Raw genomic sequence first — 25,466 nt, forward strand, 5'->3', positions numbered from 1 at the left:
TTAGGAAGCATTGGATGAATTCTTCTGGGAAAGGACTACAGGGTCCCGAACTTCCAGCTTGCTGATTTTCTCCTTTAGCATGGCTTTATAAAAGGCTGCCCGACTCAGGGGTTCATACTCCTCGGTTTCTCCAAGGACCACCAGGCGTTCATTTTCGGACTTCCGAAAACTGTAGTTAGCCAGGTTGCCGGTTCGAGTACAGATGGCGTGTACTTTGGTCACGTATTCGGCAGTGGCCATCAGGGCAGGCATGGGACCAAAGGGATTGCCTTTAAAATCCATATCCAGTCCGGCAACAACAACACGTATGCCTCTGTTAGCCAGATCATTGCATACCGTCACGATTTCGTCATCGAAAAATTGTGCCTCGTCTATTCCAACTACCTGACAGTCATCGGCAAGCAATCGGATATTGGCGGCGGCGGGCACAGGGGTGGAGCGAATCTGGTTTTCGTCGTGGCTGACCACGTTTTCTTCGTGATATCTCGTATCTACAATTGGCTTGAAGATTTCCACCTTCTGACGGGCAAACTGAGCCCGCTTTAACCGGCGTATCAATTCCTCCGTTTTCCCCGAAAACATGGACCCGCAGATCACTTCGATCCAGCCGAATTGTTCTTTAGGGTTAACAGTGTTTTCGAGAAACATTTTGTAATTTTAGACGAAACCTTTCGGGGGTTCCGTTATTAAGATACAGAAGGTATAAAAGTAACAAAAAGGCGACCCCGATAACAACGGGAATTGGAAAATAGCTATGAAATGAGCTTAAACTTTTTTAATCATACCTTACAATAAGGATTAAAATAGGTTTAAGCGAATTACTGAAAATGCAGAAATTTTTAATTCATTTTCAGGAGATTAAAAATTTCAAATTGATGAAACGCAAACTAAAAGAAGAACTCAACCGCATCGCTACCGATATAATTACCAGTCGGGGCACCGAAGATCTGGGGGAATTGTACCTGCGTACACGCGAGCTTTATGAAAAGCTCGCTGTCCTGAAATTTATTGAAGAGAAACTCAGCGATGTTGAGGTAGACGTTACCAAAAGCGAGGTGGCTTCTAAGTTTGAGACGATTGCCAATGCCGTGCTTAATGAAAACAAGGAAGTTCCTGAATCCAACCCGCACGAAGAGGATATCATGGTCCCCGGCATGGATACGATCCGGCACATTGTATCGGAAATGCCAGGGGGAGAGGAATTGGAAGAAGTACTTGCCCGATTGATCGGCAAGAATGAATTTGTCAAGAATGACCGGGACGAAGTAACACCCAAACCTTCAGACATAGCCCAAAATGCCATTGCTAATCCTTCTCGAGATACGACGCAAATTACCAACGAAGTAAAGGCCACCCTTGGCGATTTACCCAAGCCGCCGGCAGCGCGTTCCCTGAATGATACCCTCACGGAGCGCGAGATTAGTATTGGCCTGAACGACAGGCTGGCTTTTATTAAGCACCTCTTTCAAGACAATGCGGAGGCCTATAACCAGGCCTTGTCTGCATTGAACGGTTTGGAATCCATGGCGGCCCTGGAAAAATTTATCGATGGGGAGCTCAAACCCCAATTCAATAACTGGGAAGGCAAGGAAGACTATGAATTGCGGTTCCGCGCCCTGGTCGAACGCAGGTTCAATTAAACGATGGCGGCTTCCCTTGGCGAACTCACTTTAGTTCCCACTCCTATTGGTAACCTCGGGGATTTTAGCCCACGCAGCCGGGAAGCGCTTGAAAAAGCCGACATTATTCTGGCCGAGGACACCCGAACCAGCGGCAAACTCCTGAAACATTTCGAAATTACCACGCCAATGCGATCCTATCATATGCACAACGAGCATAAGGTAGTCGAGGGCATTATTACAGCACTTGAGCAAGGGGCGAACTACGCTTTAATTTCGGATGCCGGGACGCCCGGGATCTCCGATCCGGGATTCCTGTTAGTCCGTGCCTGCGTGGAAGCGGGGATTTCGGTGCAGTGCCTCCCTGGTCCGGTAGCCCTGATCCCAGCCCTGGTTTTGAGTGGCTTTCCCTCAGACCGGTTTGTATTCGAAGGGTTTTTGCCGGTTAAGAAGGGCCGGCAAACACGACTGATGTCCTTGCAGGAGGAAACACGAACCATGGTTTTCTATGAATCCCCGCATAAACTAATTAAGACCCTGAAGGACTTTGTTTCCGTCTTTGGCGCGTCCCGCAAAGTATCTGTGAGCCGGGAGCTTTCCAAACTTTATGAGGAAACCATTCGGGGAAGCCTTGCAGAGGTCCTTGAACATTTTGAGCAACAGGCGCCCCGGGGGGAATTTGTCCTGGTGCTGCAGGGAGGGGGGTAAAAAGCTGGTTAGTAGTTACCCATGTTTCCCGGGAACCCAGCCGTGCTTGCCCAGGTATTGCTCTCCGCTTTCAACAGCGCCTTCTTCGATAGCCGTTCCCATAGAATCGTTCCAGCGGTTGAGATATCCGAACAGGGAGATTACCCCAAGCATCTCCACGATTTCCCCTTCGTCCCAGTGCTCGTACAGTCGTTTTTTAATGTCCTCATCTACCGCATTGGGGACTTGTGAAGCCGCCAGCGAGAAGTCGAGGGCGGCACGCTCGGCTTCCGAAAAAGCAGGATGGGTACGATACTCCCAAATGTTGTCGAGTTGCTCGGCTTCAGCCCCGTAACGTTCTGCTGCGCGAATGGCATGCGCCTGGCAATACCGGCAGCCGGTTGCATTACTGCTGACCCAGGCAATCATGCGTTTGAGCGCAGAGGTAACCCGCCCTTCATTAGCCATTACGGCTTTATTCAGGCCAATAAAGGCTTTGGAAATGGCAGGTCTGCGCTGCATAGTAAGCACGGAATTCGGGCAAAAACCGAGGGTTTCATTAAAGAATTCTGCAAGCTTCCAGGTTTCCGGATCGGTATTCGGATCAAGGGGTGTTACCAGTGGCATAAACGTTGGGTTTTATTGTATTTTTATCCCACCCAAGAAACGAAAAAAATGGCAGCTACCCATGAAATAACGACGCATTGGCTGGGCGACATGGCCTTTGAAAGCACCAACCCTTCCGGGAAGACCCTGAAGATAGATGCCGGACCCGAAGACGGGGGCCAGGGAGATGGTTTGCGGCCCAAAGCGCTTATGCTCAGTGGGCTTGCCGGTTGTTCGGGCCTGGATGTGGCCTCGCTGATAAAGAAAATGCGCCTCGAGGTAGATGATTTCCGTATGGAGACCCGGGGGGAATTGAGCGATTCCCATCCCCAGACTTATACGAAGGTTACGCTGGAATATCACTTTACAGGGGGAAACCTGAACCGGGAAAAATTAGAGAAGGCCGTTGAGCTTTCTGTGGAAAAGTATTGCGGGGTCTTTGCTATGTTCCGCGATTTCGCGGAAATGAACACGGAGCTTTTCTTTCACGCTAGTTAAGGAAAAACAAACCGCCTCCTGCTCATTCGCTCCTGACGCCCTGATAGGATTTTTCATCCTGAGGGCGTAATTCGAAATTATGGCAACGCTATCTGACGCTGGAAATATTGATTATCGTTCGCAAACGGAAACCCGGTGGACCTTTAAAACCCCGCCCGATCAGGCCAGTTCTGAAAACCTGGCTGCGGCACTGGGTGTAAGTCCTTCCATAGCCGGACTACTGGTTCAGCGCGGAATCACTTCCTTTGAAGAGGCCCGATTATTTTTCAGGCCACAATGGGAACATCTCCACGATCCTTTTTTGATGAAGGACATGGAAACTGCCGTAACCCGGATCCAAGAAGCTTTGAATGCGGGGGAACGGATCCTGGTCTATGGCGATTACGATGTGGACGGCACAACTTCCGTGGCCCTGATGACCACATTTTTAAGGGCACGCGATGCCGAGGTGGCCTATTATATCCCCGATCGCTATAAGGAAGGTTATGGTCTTTCAATGTCGGGGATCGATTTTGCGGAGGACAACGGATTTACCCTGATCATTGCATTGGACTGTGGGATTAAAGCCCTGGAACAATCTGCATACGCAAGCGCTAAGGCTATAGACCTGATCATTTGTGATCACCACCGGCCGGGCCCAGAGCTGCCGCTGGCTGATGCTATATTGAATCCGAAGCGGGAGGATTGTAAGTACCCGTATAAAGAACTTTGCGGTTGTGGCGTGGGCTTTAAATTGATTCAGGCGCTGCAGCGGCATATGGGATTGCCGGAAACTTTGCTCTACCCGTATCTGGATCTGGTTGCCGTGGCCATAGGGGCCGATATCGTCCCGATTACCGGGGAAAACCGGATCCTGGCCAAGCTGGGCCTGGAGGTCGTCAACAACAATCCCCGGCCTGGGATAGCGGCCCTTTTAGACGACCAGCGAGCCGGGAACCTGGGAATCTCAGACCTCGTTTTCCGGATTGCCCCCCGGATCAATGCAGCAGGCCGCATGGAACACGGGGAGTTGGCTGTAGACTTGCTTATCGAAGCAAATCCAAACCGGGCCAGACAATTAGCTCAGGGGATCGAGCAGCTCAATACCGAGCGGCGGGAAGCCGATGGAAGGATCACCGATGAAGCGCTGGCGCAGATTCAGGCTACGGGGGCCCGGGAGCATACAACCACTGTGGTATTTAATCCCGATTGGCACAAGGGGGTCATTGGCATCGTTGCATCCCGATTGATGGAAACCTATTACCGGCCCACCCTGGTTTTCACTAAATCGGGGGATAAGCTGGCTGCCTCGGCACGTTCGGTTCGCGGCTTCGACATCTATCAGGCCCTGGAGCAGTGCAGCGATTATCTGGAACAATTTGGAGGGCATACCTATGCCGCGGGACTTACCCTCCACCCGGATCAATATGAAGGATTTAAGGCGCACTTTGAGACTGTGGTAAGCCGAAGCATATCCCCCGAGCTATTGCATCCCGAAGTACAGATCGACGCTGTGCTTCCTCTTGAAGCCATCAGTCCGAAACTCCTGCGCATCCTGGACCAGTTCGCTCCTTTTGGTCCCGGGAATCCCAGGCCGGTCTTTTTTACCGCTGGCCTGCGCGATACCGGATATGCGCAGACGGTCGGGGCAGACGGGAACCACCTGAAGTTTCAGGTAACTACCGAAAGCGGGCAACCGAGATATGGGGCTATTGGATTCGGGCAGGGCGAAGCGTTGCCCATTGTCAGGGGTGCTGTACCTTTTGAATTGGCCTATTCCCTGGAAGAAAACCGATGGAACGGCAGAAGCGAAATTCAGCTTAAGGTGAAGGGGATTCGAAATACTCCAGCGACATAGATTCCCCATCAAAGACGCCATAGCTGAAATAAGAGATCCAATCCCCCAGGTTGAGGTATCGGGATTGCTCCTTGAGCTGGATATCCAGGGGGAGGTGCCGGTGGCCAAAGACAAAATAGTCGTAATGCTTTTGCTCTAGTTTTCGATGGGCGTATTGCACCAGCCATTCTTTGTCTTCCCCCAGGAACTTCACGTCTTCGTCCCCGGAAATCAGGCGGTTCTTTACCGAAAAGTACTGGGCCAGCCGCACTCCGATATCCGGATGTACCCATCGAAATAATCCCTGTGCAATCCTATTGGTAAATACCTTTTTCATGCGCTTAAAGCCCTTATCGCCGGGGCCTAATCCGTCGCCATGGCCTATGAAGAAACGCTTGCCACCCATCTCAAAGACCTGGGGTTTGTGGAAGACGGGAATCCCCAATTCCTCTTCAAAATATCCCCGCATCCAGAGGTCGTGGTTCCCTACAAAATAATAGATCGGAATGCCCGAATCGGCTAGAAAGGCCAGGCTTCCCAGGGTCCGCGTAAATCCCTTGGGGACAACCCGTTTGTACTCAAACCAAAAATCAAAGAGATCCCCCAGCAGGATTATTGCTGCCGCGTCCTTCTCGACGGTTCGCAACCAGCGCACGAATTTTTTTTCCCGGGGAAGGCTATCCTCACGGGTTGGTGCCCCGAGGTGGTTGTCACTGGCGAAGAAAACCTTTTTCCCTTTGGGGATTTCCAGGGGGATAACCCCTAAACCAGAGGTATTCTTCTCGCTTGCAGACATCAGGAGGCAGACTCTGGATTATCGGCGGCCACCCATTCGGCGTAGGCCGTCCCGGTTTCCCGTAGTTTGAGGGAGTGCAGCTGGATATTTGCCGGCAACCTTTTTGAGATACGCTCGGCGAAATCGATCACCATATTTTCGCTGGTGGGCTGATAATCGGCCAGGATTACCCGATGTCCCTGAGATTCGAGGGTCCGGGCCAGTTCAATATGCGGGCTGTTTTTGTTGAAGACTGTGGCGTGGTCAAAGAGGTCTACCACTTCTTCATTGACAATCTTTTTGAGATCGCCAAAATCCATCACCATCCCTAGCTTGATATGTCCGGTTTCGGTAATGGGGGTTCCGATGATCGTTACGGACAGGTGATAGCTGTGGCCATGGACATTACGACACTTCCCATCGTAGCCATACAGGGCATGTCCGGTCTCAAAATTAAATTCCTTGGTAATGCGAATACGACTCATAAATCTGGCGACTCCCTGCAAAAGTAGCAATTATCCTTCTGGCCTATTGCGTAACTTTGCGTAAAAAGCAGTGGCCGCTCCCCGACTTCGTTCTATAACCGACTCCGACTCCCCTTCCCTTAAAGAGTCTTTCAGGGCCTGGAAATCCCTGCCGCGTTTTTTCCGTGAAATATTCCGCGCAAGCCCGGCTTTGTTTTCTGCCAACCTGCTTTGCCGGCTGCTCAAGGGCCTGACGCCGGTAGTACTGCTATGGGTGGGCAAACTCATTATCGATGAGATTGTGCGCCTGATGCAGACCTCGGGGCTGGACCTGGAGAATTGGGAAGCCATGCAGGGACTGTGGACCTATGTGGGGCTTGAATTGCTCATTGCCCTGGTAGCCGATCTGCTCAATCGGGCGGTTACCCTCACCGATGGTTTATTGGGCGACCGCTATTCCAACGATTCCTCGGAACGCATTATCCTGAAGACCCGGGAGCTTACCATGGCGCAGCTGGAAGACCCGGTATTTTACGACAAACTGGAGCGAGCCCGGATGGAAACCAATCGCAGGGTATCCCTGATGAGCAATGTACTGAGCCAGGTGGAAAGCTTGCTCTCCATAGGAAGCTTAATTGCCGGTCTGATCTATTTTGAACCCTGGTTGATCGTGTTGTTGGCTATCAGCATCCTGCCTGCCTTTATCAACGAACTCAAATTCTCTTCGGATCGTTATTCCCTGGCACGCAGCTGGACCAGCGAACGCCGGGAATTGGATTACCTGAGGTATATCGGAGCCAACAATCGCACCGCCCAGGAGGTAAAGCTGTTTGGGCTTACGGATTTTATTGCGGGCCGCTTCCGCAAACTCGCCTGGGAGTATTACAAATTAACGCGGCGGCTGGCTATTCGCCAGAGCCTGTTCGGCGCCCTGTTCAATATCCTGGGCATACTGGCCTATTACGGGGCCTATGTCCTGATTATCCTCAGGACTATTGGCGGGGTGTTGACCCTGGGGGAACTGACCTTCCTTTCGGGTTCTTTCAACCGGTTGCAATCCCAGATGCAGATGCTATTTTCCCGCTTCACCCGTATTTCGGAAAGCGCGCTGTACCTGCAGGACTATTTTGATTTCCTGGATCTGGAACCGGAGGCCCAGGGGACCGGCGATGTTGCCTTACCCGATAAAATCCGCGAAGGGTTTGAATTCAGGGATGTCTATTTTACCTACCCGGAAGGGAAGGCCCCTGTTTTGGATGGATTGAGCTTTAAACTAAAAGCCGGGGAGAAAATGGCCTTTGTAGGCCAGAACGGGGCAGGAAAAACCACCCTGATCAAACTCATCCTGCGGTTTTATGAGCCCACTTCCGGAAGTATCCTGCTAGACGGGATTGACATCCGGCGGTTCGACAAAGAGGCTTATCGGGCCCGTTTCGGCGTAATCTTCCAGGACTATTTCCGCTATGAGTTTACGTTACGGGAAAATATTGCCGTAGGGAATATCGGAGCCCTTAGCGAGGAGGAACGCATTCGCGAGGCCGCCCGAAAGAGTCTTGCCGATAGTGTAATTGCGGAAATGACGGACGGTTTGGACCAGCAGTTAGGCAGGCGTTTTGCACGGGGACAGGACCTCAGTGGTGGACAATGGCAAAAGGTGGCCCTGGCCAGGGCTTACATGAAGAATGCCGATGTGATGATCCTGGACGAACCCACAGCCTCCCTGGATGCCCGGGCCGAATACGAAGTTTTTGAGCGTTTTATGGCCCTGACGCAGGAACGTACCAGCATCATTATCTCGCATCGATTCAGTACCGTACGTATGGCCGATAGGATTATGGTTCTGGAAAGCGGGAAGCTGGTTTCCCTGGGCACGCATGAGGAACTCATGGAACAAGGGGGATTGTATGCCGACCTCTTTACACTACAGGCGGCGGGGTATCAGTAGCATGAAAATCAAGACTTATTCTTAAAGGCGCGGAGTCGCTCCTGGGTGGTCTCAGACAAGGCCAATTTCCCGGTAGCAATGGCCCGTTCCATCAGCAGGCTTTCCCAGTGCTCCGTTCCTTCCCAAAGGGCTCGCTTCAGGGCTACCAGGGCTGCAGGGGCTTGCCGGGATAACTGGACGGCAAAATTTTCAGCTTCCTCATCAAGGGCTGCCCGACTCTCAAATACCCGGGCGTATAAACCTTTTTCTTTGGCCCAGTAGGCGCTTTTCCAGGATGTTGGGTCCAGGGAAAGTTCGGCGAGACCGGAAGCTCCTGTTTTACGGGAAACGGCTGGAGCAATTACCAGGGGAGCGATGCCGATGGCAATTTCGGACAAACGAATCGCGGAAGCTTCTGAGGCAAATACGTAATCACAGGCCGCTATGAGGCCTACGCCTCCACCCACAGCTTTACCGTGTACCCGGCCAACAATCGGTTTTTCACAACGGCGCATGGCATTGATAAGCCGGGCGAATCCACTGAAGAATTCGCGACTTTCCTCGGGCGAACTGACCTGGAGTAACTCATCAAAAGAAGCCCCGGCACAGAATGCCCGGTCCCCTTCGGATTGCAACAAGATAGCAGCTACCTGATCATCTGCTGATAATTCATTCACAGCCTTGATGAGTCGGTTCAGCAATTCGGAATTCAGGGAATTGCTTGCAGGATGCCCGAATTCGACCAGCGCCAGTGCCCCGGTTTTGCGAACATATAAACTGCCTTGCTGTCTTGTGGTACCCATAAGCTCAAAGTTAGGTCTTTTGTAAAAGTGGGCGAAATTTCCTTCGGAACTTCACCACCAGGGCCAGGCCGCGAACCAACATCCATAGGGTTAGGGCAAACCAGATACCATATAGTCCCCATTCCAACCATTTCCCCAGATACAGGGCGGGAATAAAAGCAAGGAAAGTGGCAGAAAGGAGTACGTTTCTAAGAAATCGCATTTCCCCCAGGCCTTTAAAAATCCCGTCGTAGACGAAAGCCAGGGTATTGATGGGCATGGTCAGGATTACCACAAAGAAAATGGAATAGAAGGCCTGGAGGACCCTGGGGTCTGAAGAGAAAATCCTGCCCATGGGGTAGTAGGCAATAGCGCCGGTCAACATCAGACCTGCGGCTACAAGCCACCCGTAGACCAATACCTTGCGGGCCAGGGTCCACAGTCGGTTGTAGTCTCCTGCGCCCAAAAACCTTCCTCCCAGAATTTTACCAGCGGCCGAATAACCGTCGATAAAAAAGGCCGAGAACAACCAGAGGTTGATGGCAATGGTATGTGCCCCGATGATTTCGTCCCCGAGGGCAGTGGCTTCGCGTACCGCGAGTAATAGGGCAATATTCAGCGATAAGGTGCGCACAAACAGGTTCAGGGCCATCCCGATTAATCGTTTTAACTCCGGGTGGAGTGGACCTTTTGGAAGGATACTGATGGAACTGTTCCGCCAAAGTAAGACCAGGGCCATCAGGGCCATTACTCCCTGGGCGATCAGGCTGGCCCATGCTGCCCCTTCGAGGTACATCGCCGGGATAAACCCCTCCCAACCATAGACCAGTAAGAGATCGAGCAGGATGTTGAGGATGGTGCCGGTTAGGGCAATGATCATGGGGTAATAGGTGTTTTGCAACCCCTGGAAGATCCCCATTATGGCAAAGGTGAACAGGGTAAGGGGGAAGCCCCAAACGCGGATATTGTAGTAATTCACGCTAAGGTCCAGAATGGTTCCTGAAGCGTTGAGGAGTTTAAAAATTTCTGTGCTTAAAGGGAGGGTCCCCAGCAGGATCAAAATGCTAATTCCAATATTCAGGGCAATGGCCTGGGCCGGGAGTGTTTTGATAGCATCCAGTTTATTGGCGCCTAAGTATTGTGAAATCAGTGCGGAGATGGCAGAACGGGTTTGTCCCAGGATCCAGATGAGCATCGACAGAAACGAACCGACAATTCCGGCGGCTGCAAGCGACTCCAGGCCCTGTTCAGGGATATTCCCCACGATGGCTGTGTCGGTAATACTCAGGACTGGTTCCGCAATCCCGGCGAAAACGGCAGGGATGGCCAGGCGATTGATGTTTCGACGACTCAATACGGGATCCATGGGTGCGAAGATAAGGCGTAGCCGGGCCTCGTTCGCGCTAATTGGCGTACTTTTGCGGCGTAATCTGCGGCATTAACATTTTACGTACATTTAAGAAGAAAACTGGAGCAATATGAAAAATATCCTCGTACCTGTAGGTAATCCGGAAAGCGCATCGGATACCCTGAAATACGCTGTCGATTTCGCAGCGCAATTCTCGGCACAAGTTTATGTCATTGAGGCCTTAACCCTGGGGTCCCGCGCTGGGGATTTAACCAATGTCAAGGAAAAGGCTGTGGAAAGCAGCCAGGAACGCATGCGGGCATTGATTGGTGAACTGGGCGATAAGGGTAAAGGGATCAAAATAGCCACCTATGCAGGGGATATTGTAGACGGGATAATAGAGGTTGCTGCAGAGTTAGAGATCGACCTGATGATCATTGCCTCTCGCAGCGTAGCCGTAGACGATGACCTGTATTTAGGCAATACTTCCGGACGGGTCATTAAGCGAACCGATGTACCTACCCTCATCATTCCCCGAGGCGCGGTTTTTGCTCCCTATAAAAGTATTCTGACGGCCTTTCGTTCCGGGGTGCTGAAACGCAAGCGCATCCTCTATCCGCTGATCGCCATCAAGGAGAAATTCGAAGCGACAGTGAACCTCTTACTGGTCAAAACACCGAATTATACGGATGACGATTTAAAGATCAATACAGCCCTTATTGATCTGGCGGCTCAGGTAACCATGACCGAGCACGCTTCCACCTACCTGGGGACCTTAGAGCATTTGCAAATCCAAAACCCGGATATGCTTTGTGTATTCCGTCGCAAGCGCGGCTTTTTCAAGAATCTTTGGGAAAAGAACACTATCGCCAAATCTGAGTTTTCTGCACGTATTCCCGTGCTGGTGCTTAGTGTGAAGAAGTAGTACTTAAGTTACCGGTGATTGGTGTTGAGGAATGGTCATTATTGATGACCGGAGTCGCTTCGCAGCTCCGGTGATCTCCAGTCCTGCAAATGCAATTTTCATTGGTCCAATTTCGCCTGAAGGCTCAAGCGCTTCAAAAACAAAAAAACCGCTCAAGTACTACTTGGCGGTTTTTATTTTTCGAATCGCGCAATGAAAATTGCGAGTGATCGTGGAGAATACCGGAGTCGAACCGGTGACCTCTTGCATGCCATGCAAGCGCTCTAGCCAGCTGAGCTAATCCCCCTGAAACTAGACCGCAAAGGAAATGTTTTTTGGGCCAACTTCCAAAAGCTCCCGAGTTTTTTTACCGTCTCCTCAGGCCTTGTTATCTTTAGGTTGAACAAAGAATTATGTGATGGATTTGAAAGATAAAGTAGCCTATATCACCGGGGGTTCCAAGGGAATAGGGCTGGGGATTGCACGGGTGCTCACAGCTCAGGGAATGCGCGTGGCGATCAGCGGCCGCAATGAAGGGGTACTTCAGGATGCTGCCAGTAGCCTGAACCCGGAATTGGTGATGACCGTTGTCTCCGATGTGACCAGCCTGGAGGATGAAGAGCGCGCTATTCAAGCCATATTGGCGCATTGGGGTCGGATAGACCTGGTTGTTGCCAATGCGGGATTGGGCCACTTTGCGTCAGTAGATGAGCTTACTACCGAGCAGTGGAATTCCATGATCAACACCAATTTAACCGGGGCCTTTTATACGCTGAAGGCTTCTTTACCAGCCTTGAAGGATAGTAAAGGATATTACATTACAGTCGCCAGCCTGGCCGGTACAAACTTCTTTGCCAACGGGGCCGGGTACAACGCCACCAAATTTGGGGTGGTAGGCTTTACCCAGGCAGTGATGCTGGATTTAAGGCCTTTCGACATAAAAGTTTCTACCATAATGCCCGGCTCGGTAGCCACACACTTCAACGACAACGAACCCTCAGAAAAGGATTCCTGGAAGATCCAGCCCGATGACATTGGGCAATTGGTCCTGGACTTACTTAAGATGCATCCCAGAACACTTCCCAGCAAGATCGAAGTTCGCCCCTCAAGGCCTGATAAGCGCAGCTGACGACAGTATTTATGGTTGGGCAACCAACGCGCCCTCAGGATCGAATAATGCCCTTAATAATGCTTGCAAAACCGCTTCGAAGGCGATGACATCGCTTTGGGAGATGCGTTGGGGGTCACGGCCTTTTTCCATTGCCAGGCGAACCCATTGCCGCCCCATGCTGAGGTTCTTGAATGAAATGTTAGCGGCTTGCAGCGAATCACATTCGGAATGTCTGGCGTATAACCAGGAATAACAGAGTAATTGAAATGCCTTGGCGCGCTTATCTCCATTGATGAGCTCCTCCCAGGAAGGAACGCGAAGCTGACTACTCGTTACGGCTCCCGACTTGTAATCAATGATGTGGATCTGGCCATCGACCTCTTCGATGCGATCTACCGTTCCTTTGAGGAATACGGGAAAATCGAGATTGGGGATTGGGAAGGGGAGTTTTATTTTCTCTTCCACCGCGAGCAAACGAACCCTGTGGTTTTTGATATAGGTCATCTCGGCCTGAAGGAAAAGCCTGGCGTATTGCTTGAGAACTTCAAGGGCGATTAGATTTCTACCCTCGATTCGGCTGTGACTTAAGTAGTGTTTTTGATAGGCCGTCTCAATAGCGCCAGCTGCTTTGGTTTGCATATCGGAAATGTGCTGCGACTGCAGCAGGTCGCCGACATAAGGCCGGTACAACTGCTCTAAGGCTTCGTGCAACACCGTTCCGAAGGTATTATGGGCAATGGTACTCTCCAGGGTATCTGATTCCTGAATTTCCAGGACATTTCGGGTATAGAACACCATGGGCTCTGCAATCAGACGGGAGAGTGCTGTGGGCGAAAAACCCCGTTCCCCCAGTTCTTTTAAGCGTTCCAACAGGGCTGGTGAATTGGGGATACTGAATTTGCCCTCTTGGATTCGCGGAGCCTGCGGGGCTATGGCGTGTTCCCGGACATAAGGGGAAAGTAGGGGATCGGTCCGAAGTTGCTGAATAAACCGGCTCGGTTCGCTGCCTTCCAGGACTTCGGGCTCCGTATTATAGCAGATATAGATCTTTTTTGCCCGTTGCAACAGCCTATAAAAGTGATAGGTATAAACCGCATCTTTCTCTTTGAAGGTGGGCATCTCATATTGCTTCTTGAGGGCATAGGGAATAAAGGAAGCATGCGATTTACCTGCTGGAAGTATACCCTCGTTTACTGAAGTCAGGATCACCGTATCAAAATCCAGGTTACGGCTCTCCAACATTCCCATAAGTTGCAGGCCCTTCAGAGGCTCCCCTTCGAAATCTACCTGTTGCTCGGCCAGCAATTCTTTGTACAGGTTGTGAAGGCCTTTGAGATCGGTAACAAAGCCATAGGTACGCAGCAGCGAATCCAGACGCGTGAACAGCTTGAAAAAGCGGTGTAAATAAGCGAGCCCCAGGGATTCTCCTTTTTCTGAAAAGCTTTCTTTGAGTGCCTCGATCAGTTCCAGAAAATGCTGAATAATATTTGCGGCTTTGGGTTTTGGATTTTCAGGAAGGAGCATATTGGCTACTGCCGAAGGAAGCCCTGCTTCGATAAGCTGATCGGGCGAAGTATAGGAGAAATTTGCATTGAGGAGTTGGTTTCTCAGTTGTTCCGGGCGCACTCCTTCCCCTTTTAACCAAAGAATTATATCGGGTTCTGCGAGGAGGTTTAAGAGTTTGGAGGTGCGATAGCCTGAAGGTCGATATTCCAATAGCAACTCAAAAATGGTCTGGAAAACCTGCGCAAAGGAACTGCCGGAAATGGGATATCCCATGGTGATATTCACCGCCCCGGCACTAGCCGGGATACTGTGCAACATGGGCTGAAGCAGGCCTTCGTCTGCTAATACCACAGCAAGACGATCAACAGGGGTGCCCGATTGCAATAAATCCTGAATCAGGGCCCCACAGTATTTGGCCTGAGAAACTGCCTTAGGCAGGCCAACCAGATGTATTTCCCTGGGGGACTCCCAATAGTTGCCTGTACCTTGTAACGCTCCCTGGAGTTCAGGCCATTGCTTGAGGTGCTGTCGCATAAACAAACCGGCATCATGAATAGGATCTTCGATAAAAGAACGATCGGCATCCCAGAAAATCTTAGCCCTCCCAGCGGATAGAAACTCCCGCACTATAAATTGTTCAGCAGCATTCATGGCATTAAACCCAAGGAATACAAATTGCTGCTGTTGATATTCCTCGAGATAGGCAGGAACCTTTTTGGTAGCTTCCCGGAAGAGTATGCCGGAATAGGCGAGCCCCTCGCTCAACAGACTTGCGCGAAAATGCTCGTAGATAGGCCAGAAATGCTTCCAGAACTCAAGCTGTCGCTGTATAAGCGGGGTCAGGGAATCCGCTTCGCCCCAGTGGCGTATCTCATTGAGTGCTGCCAGTGTTTCGAAGAGGGATTCTGCCGGGACCAGGTAACGGTCGATCTCATTGAAATCCTGGAGCAATGTATTCCCCCAGCCGATAAAGTCATTAAAGCCTTCTTTTTCTTCGGGACCAGCGTCCAGATAACTTTGATAGAGTCGGAAAAGCAGATCTGTCGAAGACAGCAGGGACAGGCCGGCAATGTCCGCCACAAATTCCTCGATACTTAGTACCCGAGGTGCAATCAAGGTCCGGGAAGCTCGGGCAGCCATCTTTTGCCGAAGGAAAAACCCGGAACGTTTACTGGGGACTATAAAAACTACGGTATCGGAGGAGGATTCCCATTCGGGAATTTCGTCCAGTACCGAGTCCAGGAAGGATTGCATACACTAAAAATAAAAAAGCCCCGGCGAATTTCGCCGGGGCTTTTACAGATTATCGTGTGTGCTACTTAGTTTTTAACCAAGTTGATCTCAACGCGGCGGTTTTGAGTTCTACCGGCACGTGTATTGTTAGAAGCGATTGGGCGATCTTCACCGTATCCAACTGCAGTCAGACGAGCAGCGTCGATACCTTCGTTGATCAGGAAGTCGCGAACACTGTTAGCGCGCTCTTCAGAGAGTTTCTGGTTCAGGCTAGCAGAACCTACGCTGTCAGTGTGACCTTCTACAGTAAAGTTAGCAGTTGGGTACTCTTCCAGGATTCGGATGATATCTACGAATACGGAAGTAGACTCAGGCTTCAGGGATGCTTTACCAGTATCGAAGAGGATGGTACGAGCGTAGTCGTTCAACTGCTTCTGTACTTCTTCAGTTACTTCAGGACATCCGTTGTTAGCAACAGTTCCAGCTACGTCAGGACATTGATCGTCTTTGTCCAGAACTCCGTCACCGTCAGTGTCAGGCCAAGGGCATCCGTTGTTTTCGGAAGGACCAGCTTCGCTTGGGCACTCATCGTCTTTGTCAGCAACACCGTCTCCGTCAGCGTCAGGGCATCCGGAAAGAGCAGGCAGACCAGCTTCGTTAGGACAGGCATCGTCTTTGTCAGCAACACCGTCTCCGTCAGAATCAGGGCATCCGTTCATTTCAGCAGAACCTGGTTGGTTCGGGCAGCTATCTTTTGCATCTTCGATACCGTCTCCGTCAGAATCAGGACATCCGTTGAAGGCTTCAAGACCAGCAACTTCTGGACAAGCATCGTCTTTGTCGTAGATTCCGTCACCGTCAGTGTCAGTTCCACCAAAGCGGATAGAAACACCGGCAGAGTGCTGGAAGTGCTTGATACCGTAATCTTCGAAAGCGTGCTTGTACTGGCTTTGGAGGGTCAGACCTACAAAGTCGTTCAGCCAAAGGTTAACACCAATACCTCCGTTTACAGTTCCGAAACCAATTTCGTTAACCCAGGTATAACCACCACCTACATTAATGAAGGGATCAATAGTGGTTCCCTTAAGGATGTTGTACTTAATGTTACCGTCAACGGCGTAGTGAGATAGATCGTCAGCAACTACATCTCCAAGTTTTTCGATGCGGTTCAGGGATCCAGTTACACCGAATACAAATCCGTCGCCGATGTAACGGCTAACGTTGATGTACGATACGGAAGGAAGAATATTATAGTGATCGTTTACATTGAAGTACTCGTCGAAGAGTCCTCCGGTTGGGTAAGCTGCATCAGCGTCGTTGGTTGGATAAACGTCAATGGCATTTATACCAACGGTAAACTGCCATGGATTATTCTCATCCTGCGCTTGAATGTTGTTCAAGCCTAAGACAAGAAGGCCAACAACCAATAATCTGCTAAGCTGTTTCATGTTCAAATTTTTAAGTTTAAGTGTTTATCAGAGGCAAATGTAAGTTGTTAAATATTATTAACAAAATCAAAACCCTATTTTTTTCAAGGGGTTTTCCTAGTGTTTTCGGGGCTCAGATAACCCCCAATTCACGACCCACTTCAGTGAATGCCGCAATGGCCTTATCGAGGTGTTCGCGGGTATGGGCAGCGCTTAATTGAACCCGGATTCTGGCTTTCCCTTTGGGAACTACCGGATAGAAGAACCCGATAACGTAAATGCCCCGCTCCAATAATTTGTCGGCCATATCCTGTGAGAGTTTGGCGTCGTAAAGCATTACAGGCACAATGGCACTATCTCCATCGATTATATCAAAGCCCCGCGCTTTCATTTCTTTTTTGAAATACGCCGTGTTCTCGTCGAGCTTCAGCTTTAGAGAGTTATCGGAAGACAACAATTCAAAAACTTTGATGGATGCACCGACTATAGCGGGCGCCAGACTGTTCGAAAACAAATAGGGACGGGAACATTGTCGGAGCATTTCAATAATTTCCTTCTTACCCGTGGTATATCCTCCCATAGCGCCTCCCATAGCTTTACCCAGGGTACCGGTAATAATATCGATGCGACCCAATACCCCTTTTTCCTCCAGGGTACCAATTCCGGTTTCTCCTATAAAACCGGTGGCGTGGCACTCGTCGATCATGACCAGCGCATCATAAGCATCTGCCAAATCACAAATCTCATCCAGGGGAGCCACCAGCCCATCCATGGAAAATACCCCGTCGGTTACAATGATCTTAAATCGAGCACCGTCGGCCTGAGCCTGTTTGAGCTGGGCTTCCAGGGAAGTCATATCTCCATTGTCATAACGATACCGCTTGGCCTTACACAGCCGAACACCATCGATAATAGAAGCGTGATTCAGGGAATCCGAGATAATGGCATCCTCAGGTCCCAGCAAGGGTTCAAAGACTCCCCCGTTGGCATCAAATGCAGCAGCATATAATATGGTATCCTCGGTACCGTAGAAATCTGCAATGGTTTGCTCTAACTTTTTGTGGATGTCCTGGGTCCCGCAGATAAATCGCACTGAAGACATCCCAAAACCATGAGAATCGAGGGTGTCCTTGGCGGCCTGTACCACGTCAGGATGGGCCGAAAGCCCGAGATAGTTATTCGCGCAAAAGTTCAGCACCTCCTGTCCGGTGGAAATTCGGATCACCGGACCCTGCGGGGAGGTAATTACCCGCTCCTTTTTAAATAGCCCCGCTTCGCGTATGGCCTCGAGTTCTTCAGTCAGATAGTCTTTAATTGTTCCGTACATAGCTGGATATTCTGTTTACAGATAGTCTAAGTTAATTTGATTGGCCTGGGTATATACTAAAATAGCAGCTTCCATTTCCAGGCCCATGGCTTCGATGGCATCGGCGTATGATTGCAACTGCATCCGGTGCTCCGGTTTGGGCTGGCCGGTCTTGTAATCAAGAATGGCCGCTTTTGACCCAATAAGCACGAGCCGATCCGGCCGTAAAATTACCGCTTTTCCAGAGAAGAGTTCGCGTTCGTTAAGGACCGTAAGGCCTTCCTCGAAATAGGGGGCCAATTCGGGATGATTTACTATGTCCGCCATCATCCTGCGCACTTCGGGAATGTCTTCAGCCATAAGTTCTCCTTCCCGTACTAATTGATCCAGTGCGGTTGGTACATCTTGTGCGGTATGGATCAGGCTCATGCCGTAGTGCAGCAGGTTTCCGAACTCTTTTGCTTTACCCTGATCCCGGGCCCAATCGGTGCCAGGCCGGGTGACTACGCGGAGCTTCAGGTCCTCATACTGGGTAGGGGTAAAAGGGATGGATTCACCCGGAGGGATTGTACCCGAAGTTCCCGGGGGGAGTTTCCCGAAAGTATAAACGTTGTTTTCTGCTGTCCATAACCCCTTAGTTTTTAAAAATTCGGCGTACAGACCCGGATAGTTCTGCAAGGGATCCGACTTGCCTTTACCAGGCGGTTCGCTCAATACGAACAACGCATCCCTGGCCCGGGTATGCGCTACATACAGGACATTCAGGAAATCGAGTTTCATGTGTTCCCGCTCCTGAATAAAGGTTGCTGTTGCCGGGGGATAGTGCTCCAGATCTGCTTTGTTGTTCACGCGTAAAAAAGGGAAATCGGCAAATTCGCTTTTGGGTAGGGGGACCCAGATTTTATCTCCGGGACGTCTGGACAACCGGTGGGTGGCAAAGGGCAGGATTACCACGGGGAATTCCAGGCCCTTGGATTTATGAATGGTCATTAGCCTCACGGCGCGCTGACCGTCGGGAGATTTAAGGCTGAGGTCATTATTGCGGAGCGTCCAGGCCTCCAGGAAACTATGGATCCCCTTATCTCCTCGATTTCCCGTTTCCAGGCAAAAATCCAGCAAGGCTGTGACATAGGGAGTGGCATCCCCGGCCAGGTCAAATCGGGCTGTTGCCGTTTCGAGGATATCATATACCGATTCCCCGGTAAACGCCGACGTCCTGAAATTGTACTCCCTTTCCAGAAAGGTCGGAAGGGCGGGCAGTTTTTCGATGATCCATGCATGGGCGTTTTCTGATTCCGGACAGAGGAAGCGCAGTAGCCCTAGGCGGAAATTTGCGTCTTCGGGATTCCTCAAATGCTCCAGCAAATCGATCAAAAACTGTATTGCCGGGTGGTTCCGGAGCAACAAGGTTTCCGAGGAAATAATGGGGATGTCGGCCTCGGTAAGGGCAAGGGAGAGTTTTTCTCCTTCCTTTCGGCTGCGTGTCAGGATGCAAATAGCCTCCCAGCCGTATCCCGCATCCTGTAATTCCTGTAGGATTTCGATAACCCGGGTTGCATGGATGTTGTCTTCGTCAGCCTCATCATTGGACAGTAACTCCAGACGCACCAGTCCGATCTGATCGGATTGGCCTTGTTGCCGGCTGGTTGTCGCGTACAGCTGCGCGTAGTCTTCCCGATCAAAAATCCGTGAGGCGAACTCGAAGAGCTCATTGTTGAATTCAACCAGCGTTTTCCTACTTCTGTAATTGTGTTCCAGGGTTTGCTGGGCAACAGGAAGGCTAAAAGGCCGTTCGGCACCTGAAGCCAGGTCAATGAACTGCTCCGCGTCCCCGCCCCGCCAACGATAGATCGCTTGCTTGGCATCACCAACCAGGATAAGCTGGCCCTGATCCTCCGGGCGTTCTGCACTGGTAAGGGCATGATCGACCAGGGGGATGAGGTTTTTCCACTGCATTCGCGAGGTATCCTGAAATTCGTCGATCAGGTAATACCGGAATTGCTCCCCTAGTTTTTCGTACAGGTATGGAGCAGGCTGATCGGACAATTCATCCGCAATGATGCGGTTGAAGTAGGCAATGGGAAGCAGGCCCTCCTCTGCTTCGAGTTGATTCAGTTCGGCCCCCAGTAAACCAATAAGCGTGAAGGGGCCGAAATTGCGTTTGGCATTTTCATAGAAGGCATGGGCATATAGCACTTCCTTAACGCGCTGGAACATGGGAGTGAATTCCTCCAGTAAACCATCCATGATGGCTTTCTTTTCAGGTTCCCGGGATTTGGGGTACAGGGGCTCGTTTCCAAAATTTTGTTTCCATTTGGCTTCGAAGTCCGGGGTAAAATCACCAGCTGCAATCTTTTGCAGGAAAGCCGGGAAAAAGCCCCGGGTAAAATCAGCGGGTTCCAGCCCTGTTGTTGCAATGCGTTCTAACATCTCCCGGACCAGGGTCACGACTTCTTTTTCAGAGGCTTTCAGGTGCGCCTCTATGGCGGCATTAAGTTCCAGGTAGTCCTCAATTTTTTTATCCCGCAGGGCGCGCAAGAAGGGCATGTCCACTTCGCTGAAGACCGAAGCGCCCATGTCCTGGAGGTCCAGGGACAGGTCCCAATGCCTGTCCTCTGCCGATTTTTCCAGGGCAAAATTCAGCAGCAACTCGGTGATTACCGGTTCATTCCCCGCTTTTTCCACCAAATGTGCTACCGCCCTGCTGAGCAGGTCGTCTGTGTCCAGCACCACCTCAAATCCTGAGGAAAGGCCCAACTCCCGGGAAAAAGTCCTTAGGATCCTGTGGTTGAACGTGTCTATGGTCGAGACATCAAAGTAGGCGTAGTTATGCAGGATAAGACGGAGCATGCGCTGGGAACGCCGCTGTAGTGCTTCAGCGGAGATTCCCAATTCTTGTTTGAGATCCTCAAAAAGGGGCAGGAATTTTTCCTCCGGGTTGTCCTTTCCAAAGGCCATCAGGGCGTTGAGTATCCGGGACTTTAGTTCACCTACCGCTTTATTGGTAAAGGTTATAGCCAGGATATTTCTGAAGCGCAGAGATTCCGGTGCGGAAAACAGGAGGAAGAGGTAGGTCCGGGTAAGAGTGTACGTCTTCCCGGAACCCGCCGAAGCGTTATAGATTTGAAACGGGGAAGTATCCTGTGGCATCCCTTGCAAAATAAGCAAACGCGCGGGGTTCTTAACAATATCTTAGCGGAAAGTAACTGTTAAAACCCTTAACTTTGAGCTTTATCGAATTTCACACCTAAAAACAGAAAATATATGTCATTTCAGTTACCTAATTTGCCGTACGCTTATGACGCTTTGGAGCCTCATATCGACGCGCGCACTATGGAAATCCACCATACAAAACACCACAACGGATACACCACCAAACTCAACGGAGCTATTGAAGGGACAGACCTCGCCGGGCAGTCTATTGAAGATATCCTCGGCGGACTCGATATGAATAATGGAGCTGTAAGGAATAATGGAGGCGGTTTTTATAACCACTGCTTATTCTGGGAAGTTATGTCACCCGATGGTGGCGGGGAGCCTTCTGGCGAACTGGCAGCAGCCATCAATGATGCGTTCGGGAGTTTCGAAGGATTTAAAGAAAAGTTCAGTTCAGCCGCGGGAACGCGATTCGGTTCCGGATGGGCCTGGCTATGCGTCCACCCTGGAGGTAAATTGGAAGTTTGCTCAACACCAAACCAGGACAATCCACTAATGCCCGGTGTAGGATGTGAGGGCTACCCAATCCTCGGGATTGATGTTTGGGAACACGCCTATTATCTGAACTATCAGAATCGTCGCCCGGATTATATTGCGGCATTTTTCAACGTCGTCAACTGGGATAAGGTTTCTGCTGAGTACGCCAGTCATAAATAGAACAATACCGCTTAAAGAGAAAACCCCGGGGTATTCCCTCGGGGTTTTTTTATGCGATACCTTAAATAGAAAAGGGCGGAGCAAGCTCCACCCTTTTCATCCCAAATCTTACCATAAACTTAACCTACTTATGCTATGGCAGGGACTAAATTACTGGTATTAAGAGAAATAACAAAGAAATTAAGGGAAATTTTAAGTTCTTCGCCCCTTGTCAGCTGCGGTAATTTAAGTCGAAACGGACTACAGAGGCGTTAATTCTTTGGGTATCAACAAATAAAAAAGGCAAGGTTATCCCTTGCCTTTTTCCCCAAATCTTACCATGAACTTAACCTACTTATGCTATGGTGATCCGAAAATAAGGCGGGCTTCCGGATGCCGAAAAGGTTTTGGATAAACGGGGGAGAAAACCGATGAATGACCCGATCCCAATACAATATGTAAGAACCGGTATTTTTTGTTGTGGAAATTACGCGCAAAAAATGTAAGAAGGCCAAAGGGTGCGCGGGGTTCAGAAAATAAAAAAGGTGGAGAAACTCCACCTTTTTTGCCCCAAATCTTACCATGAACTTAACCTACTTATGCTATGGCATTTCTAAGGTATGCAGGGTTGCTCCGGATAGGTCGATTAATCCGATTAAAGGTGAATTTTATCGATGAAATGCAGTTTTTTGTGCATTTCATCGATTTTTCTAGTACGCTCGTTGATTTTTCCCCTCGTAAAAATTCATAAACGCACGGTTTACCACGCGGTTTCCGCCGGGTGTAGGATAATCACCGGTAAAGTACCAGTCGCCCAGGTTATGCGGGCAAGCCTGGTGCAGGTTTTCGATGGTTTGGTAGATTATCTGCACCTCAGCTTTTATTTCAGTAGGACTGAGTAATTCTGCGATCTTAACGGATAATTCCTCAGCGGTAAACGGTTCGTAGAATGCCTTGACAAAATTTTCTGGTTCTGCCTCTTCAGCAGACGCCTGGCACTGCTTGTATATGTCTTCGATGACCTCTGTCGTGCCCCGATCCTGGTGCAGCGCGTAGGCAGCCCGGAAGGCGATGAAGTCTTCCAGCTTTGCCATATCGATTCCGTAACAATCCGGATAACGGATTTGAGGAGCAGAGGAAATGACAATGATCTTTTTAGGGCCCAAGCGGTCCAAAATACGGAGGATACTTTTTTTCAGGGTGGTTCCCCGAACAATACTATCGTCTATAATCGCCAGATAATCGCCGGGGTTTACAGAACCGTATGAAATATCGTAAACGTGGGCGACCAGATCGTCCCGGCTGCTATCCTGAGTGATAAAGGTCCTCAGCTTGGCATCTTTGATCGCTACTTTTTCGATCCGGGGCCGAACATCCAGGATCTCGTGAAGTTCCTCACGGGTCATCTCAGGTCCCCGGGCCAGGATTTGTTCTTCCTTTTTCGCATTGAGGTAATTCTGAGCTTCCCGCAGCATTCCCAAAAAGGAAGTTTCCGCCGTGTTGGGGATGTAAGAGAATACCGTGTGCCGCAAATCTTCGTCAATAGCCTTCAGGATTTGTGGAAATAGCAACCGCCCCAGTTCTTTACGCTCTTCGTAGATCTCTTTGTCGTTACCACGTGAGAAATATATGCGTTCAAAAGAACAGGCTTTGCGCTGTCTGGGTTCCTGGATTTGCTCGACGGAAAGCCCGCCGTCTTTTTTGACGATCACGGCTGCTCCCGGAGGCAACTCCTTTACCTGGTCATAAGAGGTATTGAAAACGGTTTGAATCGCCGGCCGTTCTGAGGCAACCACAACCACTTCGTCGTCCTGATAGTAATAGGCAGGGCGAATCCCGGATGGATCCCTGAGGACAAAGGCATCCCCATGGCCCACCAAACCGGCCATGGCGTATCCGCCATCCCAGTTCTTAGACGATTTTCTCAGGATTTTCCCCAATTTGAGTCGTTCTGCGATAAGCGGGGTTGCTTCGAGCTTGGTGAATCCCTCTTTCTTGATTTGCTTGTAAAGCTTGGCTACGGCATCGTCCAGAAAGTGTCCGATTTTCTCCATCACCGTAATGGTGTCGGCCATTTCCTTAGGATGCTGACCCAGGGTCACGAGGTTGTCAAAAAGTTCCCGGACATTGGTCATGTTGAAATTCCCTGCAACGATCAGGTTCCGGTGCATCCAGTTGTTTTGGCGGAGGAAAGGGTGAACACTCTCGATACTGTTTTTCCCAAAGGTGCCGTAGCGCACATGTCCGAGGAGTAGTTCCCCTACATAGGGAATATGCTCCTTTTGCCATTGTGTATCGGTAGTGCGGTCCGGGTTTTCTTTCAGGGCCGTATTGATCCGTGCGTTGATCTGGTCAAAGATATCCTGGATCGGCTGAGAGGCATTTGACCGTACCCGACTCATGTAGCGTTGGCCGGGAGCCATATCCAGTTTGATGCTCGCAAAGCCCGCACCGTCCTGACCGCGATTGTGCTGCTTTTCCATCATCAGGTACATTTTGTTTACCCCGTAAAAGGCCGTACCATATTTTTCCTGATAGTATTCGAGGGGTTTAAGAAGGCGGATTAATGAGATCCCGCATTCGTGTTTGATGGCGTCGCTCATGCTCGCAATAATGTCAATTTAGCCTGTGGCCGGTTAGGGTTCAATCTCGATATCAAATTGGGTTAGTTCGCGGAAAGCCGCTAACCTTTCAGCCAGCTCGCCTGGGGTTACTTCCTGCAAGCGTTCCGTTCCAAATCGTTCTACGCAAAAAGAGGCCAGGTTAGAGCCATGGATAATCGCGTTTTTAAGCTGGTCAAAGGACAAATTCCCGGATTGTGCCAGGTAACCCGCAAATCCTCCGGCAAAGGTGTCCCCGGCCCCGGTAGGGTCAAAGACTTCTTCGAGGGGCAGGGCCGGAGCAAAGAAGATCCGGTCGTTCTCAAACAGCAGGGCCCCGTTCTCTCCTTTCTTGATTACGACAAACCGCGGTCCCATCGCTGAGATTTTAGTGGCGGCCCTGACCAGGGAATATTCCCCACTGAGTTGCCGGGCTTCCTCGTCGTTGATCGTGATTACATCGCAGCGACTGATGACTTCCATTAAGGTATCCCAGGTGTGCTCCATCCAAAAATTCATGGTATCCAGTACAACCAGCCTGGGGCTGGGTTCCATCTGTTCGATTACCTGAAGTTGTACCTGGGGATGCAGGTTACCCAGCATTAGGATATCTGCATCGCGGTAATCTTCGGGAACCTGCGGGTCAAAATCAGCGAGGACATTGAGTTCGGTAACCAGGGTATCCCTCTTGTTGAGATCGTTGTGATAACGACCACTCCAGAAAAAGGTTTTACCCCCATTGACGATTTCTACCCCACTGAGATCGATACCCCGGTCCTTGAGCAGATCCAGGTATACAGGTGGAAAATCGTCGCCCACAACGGAAACGATGGCGGCGTCGGTTTTGAAGTGGGAAGCGGCCAGGCCAATAAATGTAGCGGCTCCCCCTAGTATTTTATCAGTTTTTCCGAAAGGCGTTTCAATAGCGTCAAAAGCCAGTGTGCCCACAATCAGAAGTTTGCCCATTCGCGGCGCTTAAATTTTGCTGCAAATATACGCTTTTACAAT

Annotated in this window: 20 protein-coding genes and 1 tRNA gene; 8 read left to right on the forward strand and 13 right to left on the reverse strand. The window is 50.4% G+C overall.

Going from position 1 to position 25,466, the window contains the following annotated elements; translation table 11 throughout:
- Entirely contained in the window at positions 1-648 is a 648-nt protein-coding gene (locus BM318_RS06110) for a thymidine kinase (protein ID WP_092981514.1), read from the reverse strand.
- Positions 649-875: 227 nt separating this feature from the next.
- Between BM318_RS06110 and BM318_RS06115 the strand changes: the two genes are divergently transcribed.
- Positions 876-1,640 (forward strand): hypothetical protein, encoded by a 765-nt coding sequence (locus BM318_RS06115; protein ID WP_092982097.1) that lies wholly within the window; start codon positions 876-878, stop codon positions 1,638-1,640.
- A gap of 3 nt (positions 1,641-1,643) precedes the next feature.
- On the forward strand, positions 1,644-2,327 hold the full coding sequence (rsmI, locus tag BM318_RS06120) for a 16S rRNA (cytidine(1402)-2'-O)-methyltransferase (RefSeq protein WP_092981516.1): 684 nt from the start codon (positions 1,644-1,646) through the stop codon (positions 2,325-2,327).
- Positions 2,328-2,342: 15 nt separating this feature from the next.
- Here the strand turns inward: rsmI and BM318_RS06125 are convergent, their stop codons facing one another.
- Positions 2,343-2,933 (reverse strand): carboxymuconolactone decarboxylase family protein, encoded by a 591-nt coding sequence (locus BM318_RS06125; protein ID WP_092981517.1) that lies wholly within the window; start codon positions 2,931-2,933, stop codon positions 2,343-2,345.
- 48 nt (positions 2,934-2,981) lie between these two features.
- Here BM318_RS06125 and BM318_RS06130 point away from each other — a divergent pair, with 48 nt between their 5' ends.
- Both BM318_RS06130 and recJ read left to right on the forward strand, forming a co-directional pair.
- On the forward strand, positions 2,982-3,410 hold the full coding sequence (locus tag BM318_RS06130; RefSeq protein ID WP_092981518.1) for an OsmC family protein: 429 nt from the start codon (positions 2,982-2,984) through the stop codon (positions 3,408-3,410).
- Between the two features lie 79 nt (positions 3,411-3,489).
- Entirely contained in the window at positions 3,490-5,247 is a 1,758-nt protein-coding gene (recJ, locus tag BM318_RS06135; RefSeq protein ID WP_092981520.1) for a single-stranded-DNA-specific exonuclease RecJ, read from the forward strand.
- Here recJ and BM318_RS06140 read toward each other — a convergent pair.
- Positions 5,210-6,022 (reverse strand): UDP-2,3-diacylglucosamine diphosphatase, encoded by an 813-nt coding sequence (locus BM318_RS06140; protein ID WP_245759757.1) that lies wholly within the window; start codon positions 6,020-6,022, stop codon positions 5,210-5,212. The two genes, recJ and BM318_RS06140, sit on opposite strands and share 38 nt — an antisense overlap.
- Entirely contained in the window at positions 6,022-6,486 is a 465-nt protein-coding gene (locus BM318_RS06145; protein ID WP_092981523.1) for a 6-pyruvoyl trahydropterin synthase family protein, read from the reverse strand. Before BM318_RS06145 ends, BM318_RS06140 begins: the two co-directional genes overlap by 1 nt.
- Positions 6,487-6,556: 70 nt before the next feature.
- Here BM318_RS06145 and BM318_RS06150 point away from each other — a divergent pair, with 70 nt between their 5' ends.
- Positions 6,557-8,410: an ABC transporter ATP-binding protein gene (locus tag BM318_RS06150; protein ID WP_092981524.1), complete on the forward strand. Its 1,854-nt coding sequence runs from the start codon at positions 6,557-6,559 to the stop codon at positions 8,408-8,410.
- Between the two features lie 8 nt (positions 8,411-8,418).
- On the opposite strand, the gene BM318_RS06155 is transcribed toward BM318_RS06150, so the two are convergent.
- The gene (locus BM318_RS06155; protein WP_092981526.1) at positions 8,419-9,192 is read right to left on the reverse strand and encodes an enoyl-CoA hydratase/isomerase family protein; all 774 of its coding nucleotides are present in this window, start codon (positions 9,190-9,192) and stop codon (positions 8,419-8,421) included.
- 10 nt (positions 9,193-9,202) lie between these two features.
- Positions 9,203-10,537: an MATE family efflux transporter gene (locus BM318_RS06160; RefSeq protein ID WP_092981528.1), complete on the reverse strand. Its 1,335-nt coding sequence runs from the start codon at positions 10,535-10,537 to the stop codon at positions 9,203-9,205.
- 112 nt (positions 10,538-10,649) lie between these two features.
- On the opposite strand from BM318_RS06160, the gene BM318_RS06165 reads away from it, so the two are divergent.
- The gene (locus tag BM318_RS06165; protein WP_092981530.1) at positions 10,650-11,444 is read left to right on the forward strand and encodes a universal stress protein; all 795 of its coding nucleotides are present in this window, start codon (positions 10,650-10,652) and stop codon (positions 11,442-11,444) included.
- A gap of 212 nt (positions 11,445-11,656) precedes the next feature.
- On the opposite strand, the gene BM318_RS06170 is transcribed toward BM318_RS06165, so the two are convergent.
- Positions 11,657-11,730, reverse strand: a tRNA-Ala gene (locus BM318_RS06170).
- A gap of 111 nt (positions 11,731-11,841) precedes the next feature.
- Between BM318_RS06170 and BM318_RS06175 the strand changes: the two genes are divergently transcribed.
- Positions 11,842-12,552 carry an SDR family oxidoreductase gene (locus BM318_RS06175; RefSeq protein ID WP_092981532.1) on the forward strand — a complete coding sequence of 237 codons (711 nt, stop codon included), beginning with the start codon at positions 11,842-11,844 and terminating at the stop codon, positions 12,550-12,552.
- Between the two features lie 9 nt (positions 12,553-12,561).
- On the opposite strand, the gene BM318_RS06180 is transcribed toward BM318_RS06175, so the two are convergent.
- From BM318_RS06180 to BM318_RS06195, 4 genes are all read right to left on the reverse strand, one after another.
- Entirely contained in the window at positions 12,562-15,294 is a 2,733-nt protein-coding gene (locus BM318_RS06180) for a PD-(D/E)XK nuclease family protein (protein WP_092981534.1), read from the reverse strand.
- A 65-nt stretch (positions 15,295-15,359) separates the two neighbouring features.
- The gene (locus tag BM318_RS06185; RefSeq protein WP_092981536.1) at positions 15,360-16,721 is read right to left on the reverse strand and encodes an OmpA family protein; all 1,362 of its coding nucleotides are present in this window, start codon (positions 16,719-16,721) and stop codon (positions 15,360-15,362) included.
- Positions 16,722-16,833: 112 nt separating this feature from the next.
- Complete coding sequence (gene kbl / locus BM318_RS06190; protein WP_092981538.1) at positions 16,834-18,027, reverse strand: glycine C-acetyltransferase; 1,194 nt, start codon at positions 18,025-18,027, stop codon at positions 16,834-16,836.
- Between the two features lie 15 nt (positions 18,028-18,042).
- Positions 18,043-21,174, reverse strand: coding sequence for a UvrD-helicase domain-containing protein (locus tag BM318_RS06195; RefSeq protein ID WP_143099932.1), 3,132 nt, complete (start codon positions 21,172-21,174; stop codon positions 18,043-18,045).
- A 96-nt stretch (positions 21,175-21,270) separates the two neighbouring features.
- Here BM318_RS06195 and BM318_RS06200 point away from each other — a divergent pair, with 96 nt between their 5' ends.
- Positions 21,271-21,879: a superoxide dismutase gene (locus tag BM318_RS06200; RefSeq protein WP_092981542.1), complete on the forward strand. Its 609-nt coding sequence runs from the start codon at positions 21,271-21,273 to the stop codon at positions 21,877-21,879.
- Between the two features lie 689 nt (positions 21,880-22,568).
- Here the strand turns inward: BM318_RS06200 and BM318_RS06205 are convergent.
- Both BM318_RS06205 and BM318_RS06210 read right to left on the reverse strand, forming a co-directional pair.
- Positions 22,569-24,461, reverse strand: a complete 1,893-nt coding sequence (locus tag BM318_RS06205) for an amidophosphoribosyltransferase (protein WP_092981543.1) — start codon at positions 24,459-24,461, stop codon at positions 22,569-22,571.
- A gap of 33 nt (positions 24,462-24,494) precedes the next feature.
- Positions 24,495-25,424: a PfkB family carbohydrate kinase gene (locus BM318_RS06210; protein WP_092981544.1), complete on the reverse strand. Its 930-nt coding sequence runs from the start codon at positions 25,422-25,424 to the stop codon at positions 24,495-24,497.
- Positions 25,425-25,466 lie beyond the last annotated feature (42 nt).

Origin of the sequence: Robiginitalea myxolifaciens (assembly GCF_900115205.1) — a bacterium.
Taxonomy (GTDB): Bacteria; Bacteroidota; Bacteroidia; order Flavobacteriales; family Flavobacteriaceae; genus Robiginitalea; species Robiginitalea myxolifaciens.

What these genes read in the sequence shown, in the direction of transcription:
- BM318_RS06110 (WP_092981514.1), bottom strand. Translation starts at nt 648, where the DNA reads ATGTTTCTCGAAAACACTGTTAACCCTAAAGAACAATTCGGCTGGATC.
- BM318_RS06115 (WP_092982097.1), top strand. Translation starts at nt 876, where the DNA reads ATGAAACGCAAACTAAAAGAAGAACTCAACCGCATCGCTACCGATATA.
- rsmI (WP_092981516.1), top strand. Translation starts at nt 1,644, where the DNA reads ATGGCGGCTTCCCTTGGCGAACTCACTTTAGTTCCCACTCCTATTGGT.
- BM318_RS06125 (WP_092981517.1), bottom strand. Translation starts at nt 2,933, where the DNA reads ATGCCACTGGTAACACCCCTTGATCCGAATACCGATCCGGAAACCTGG.
- BM318_RS06130 (WP_092981518.1), top strand. Translation starts at nt 2,982, where the DNA reads ATGGCAGCTACCCATGAAATAACGACGCATTGGCTGGGCGACATGGCC.
- recJ (WP_092981520.1), top strand. Translation starts at nt 3,490, where the DNA reads ATGGCAACGCTATCTGACGCTGGAAATATTGATTATCGTTCGCAAACG.
- BM318_RS06140 (WP_245759757.1), bottom strand. Translation starts at nt 6,022, where the DNA reads ATGTCTGCAAGCGAGAAGAATACCTCTGGTTTAGGGGTTATCCCCCTG.
- BM318_RS06145 (WP_092981523.1), bottom strand. Translation starts at nt 6,486, where the DNA reads ATGAGTCGTATTCGCATTACCAAGGAATTTAATTTTGAGACCGGACAT.
- BM318_RS06155 (WP_092981526.1), bottom strand. Translation starts at nt 9,192, where the DNA reads ATGGGTACCACAAGACAGCAAGGCAGTTTATATGTTCGCAAAACCGGG.
- BM318_RS06160 (WP_092981528.1), bottom strand. Translation starts at nt 10,537, where the DNA reads ATGGATCCCGTATTGAGTCGTCGAAACATCAATCGCCTGGCCATCCCT.
- BM318_RS06165 (WP_092981530.1), top strand. Translation starts at nt 10,650, where the DNA reads ATGAAAAATATCCTCGTACCTGTAGGTAATCCGGAAAGCGCATCGGAT.
- BM318_RS06175 (WP_092981532.1), top strand. Translation starts at nt 11,842, where the DNA reads ATGGATTTGAAAGATAAAGTAGCCTATATCACCGGGGGTTCCAAGGGA.
- BM318_RS06180 (WP_092981534.1), bottom strand. Translation starts at nt 15,294, where the DNA reads ATGCAATCCTTCCTGGACTCGGTACTGGACGAAATTCCCGAATGGGAA.
- BM318_RS06185 (WP_092981536.1), bottom strand. Translation starts at nt 16,721, where the DNA reads ATGAAACAGCTTAGCAGATTATTGGTTGTTGGCCTTCTTGTCTTAGGC.
- kbl (WP_092981538.1), bottom strand. Translation starts at nt 18,027, where the DNA reads ATGTACGGAACAATTAAAGACTATCTGACTGAAGAACTCGAGGCCATA.
- BM318_RS06200 (WP_092981542.1), top strand. Translation starts at nt 21,271, where the DNA reads ATGTCATTTCAGTTACCTAATTTGCCGTACGCTTATGACGCTTTGGAG.
- BM318_RS06205 (WP_092981543.1), bottom strand. Translation starts at nt 24,461, where the DNA reads ATGAGCGACGCCATCAAACACGAATGCGGGATCTCATTAATCCGCCTT.
- BM318_RS06210 (WP_092981544.1), bottom strand. Translation starts at nt 25,424, where the DNA reads ATGGGCAAACTTCTGATTGTGGGCACACTGGCTTTTGACGCTATTGAA.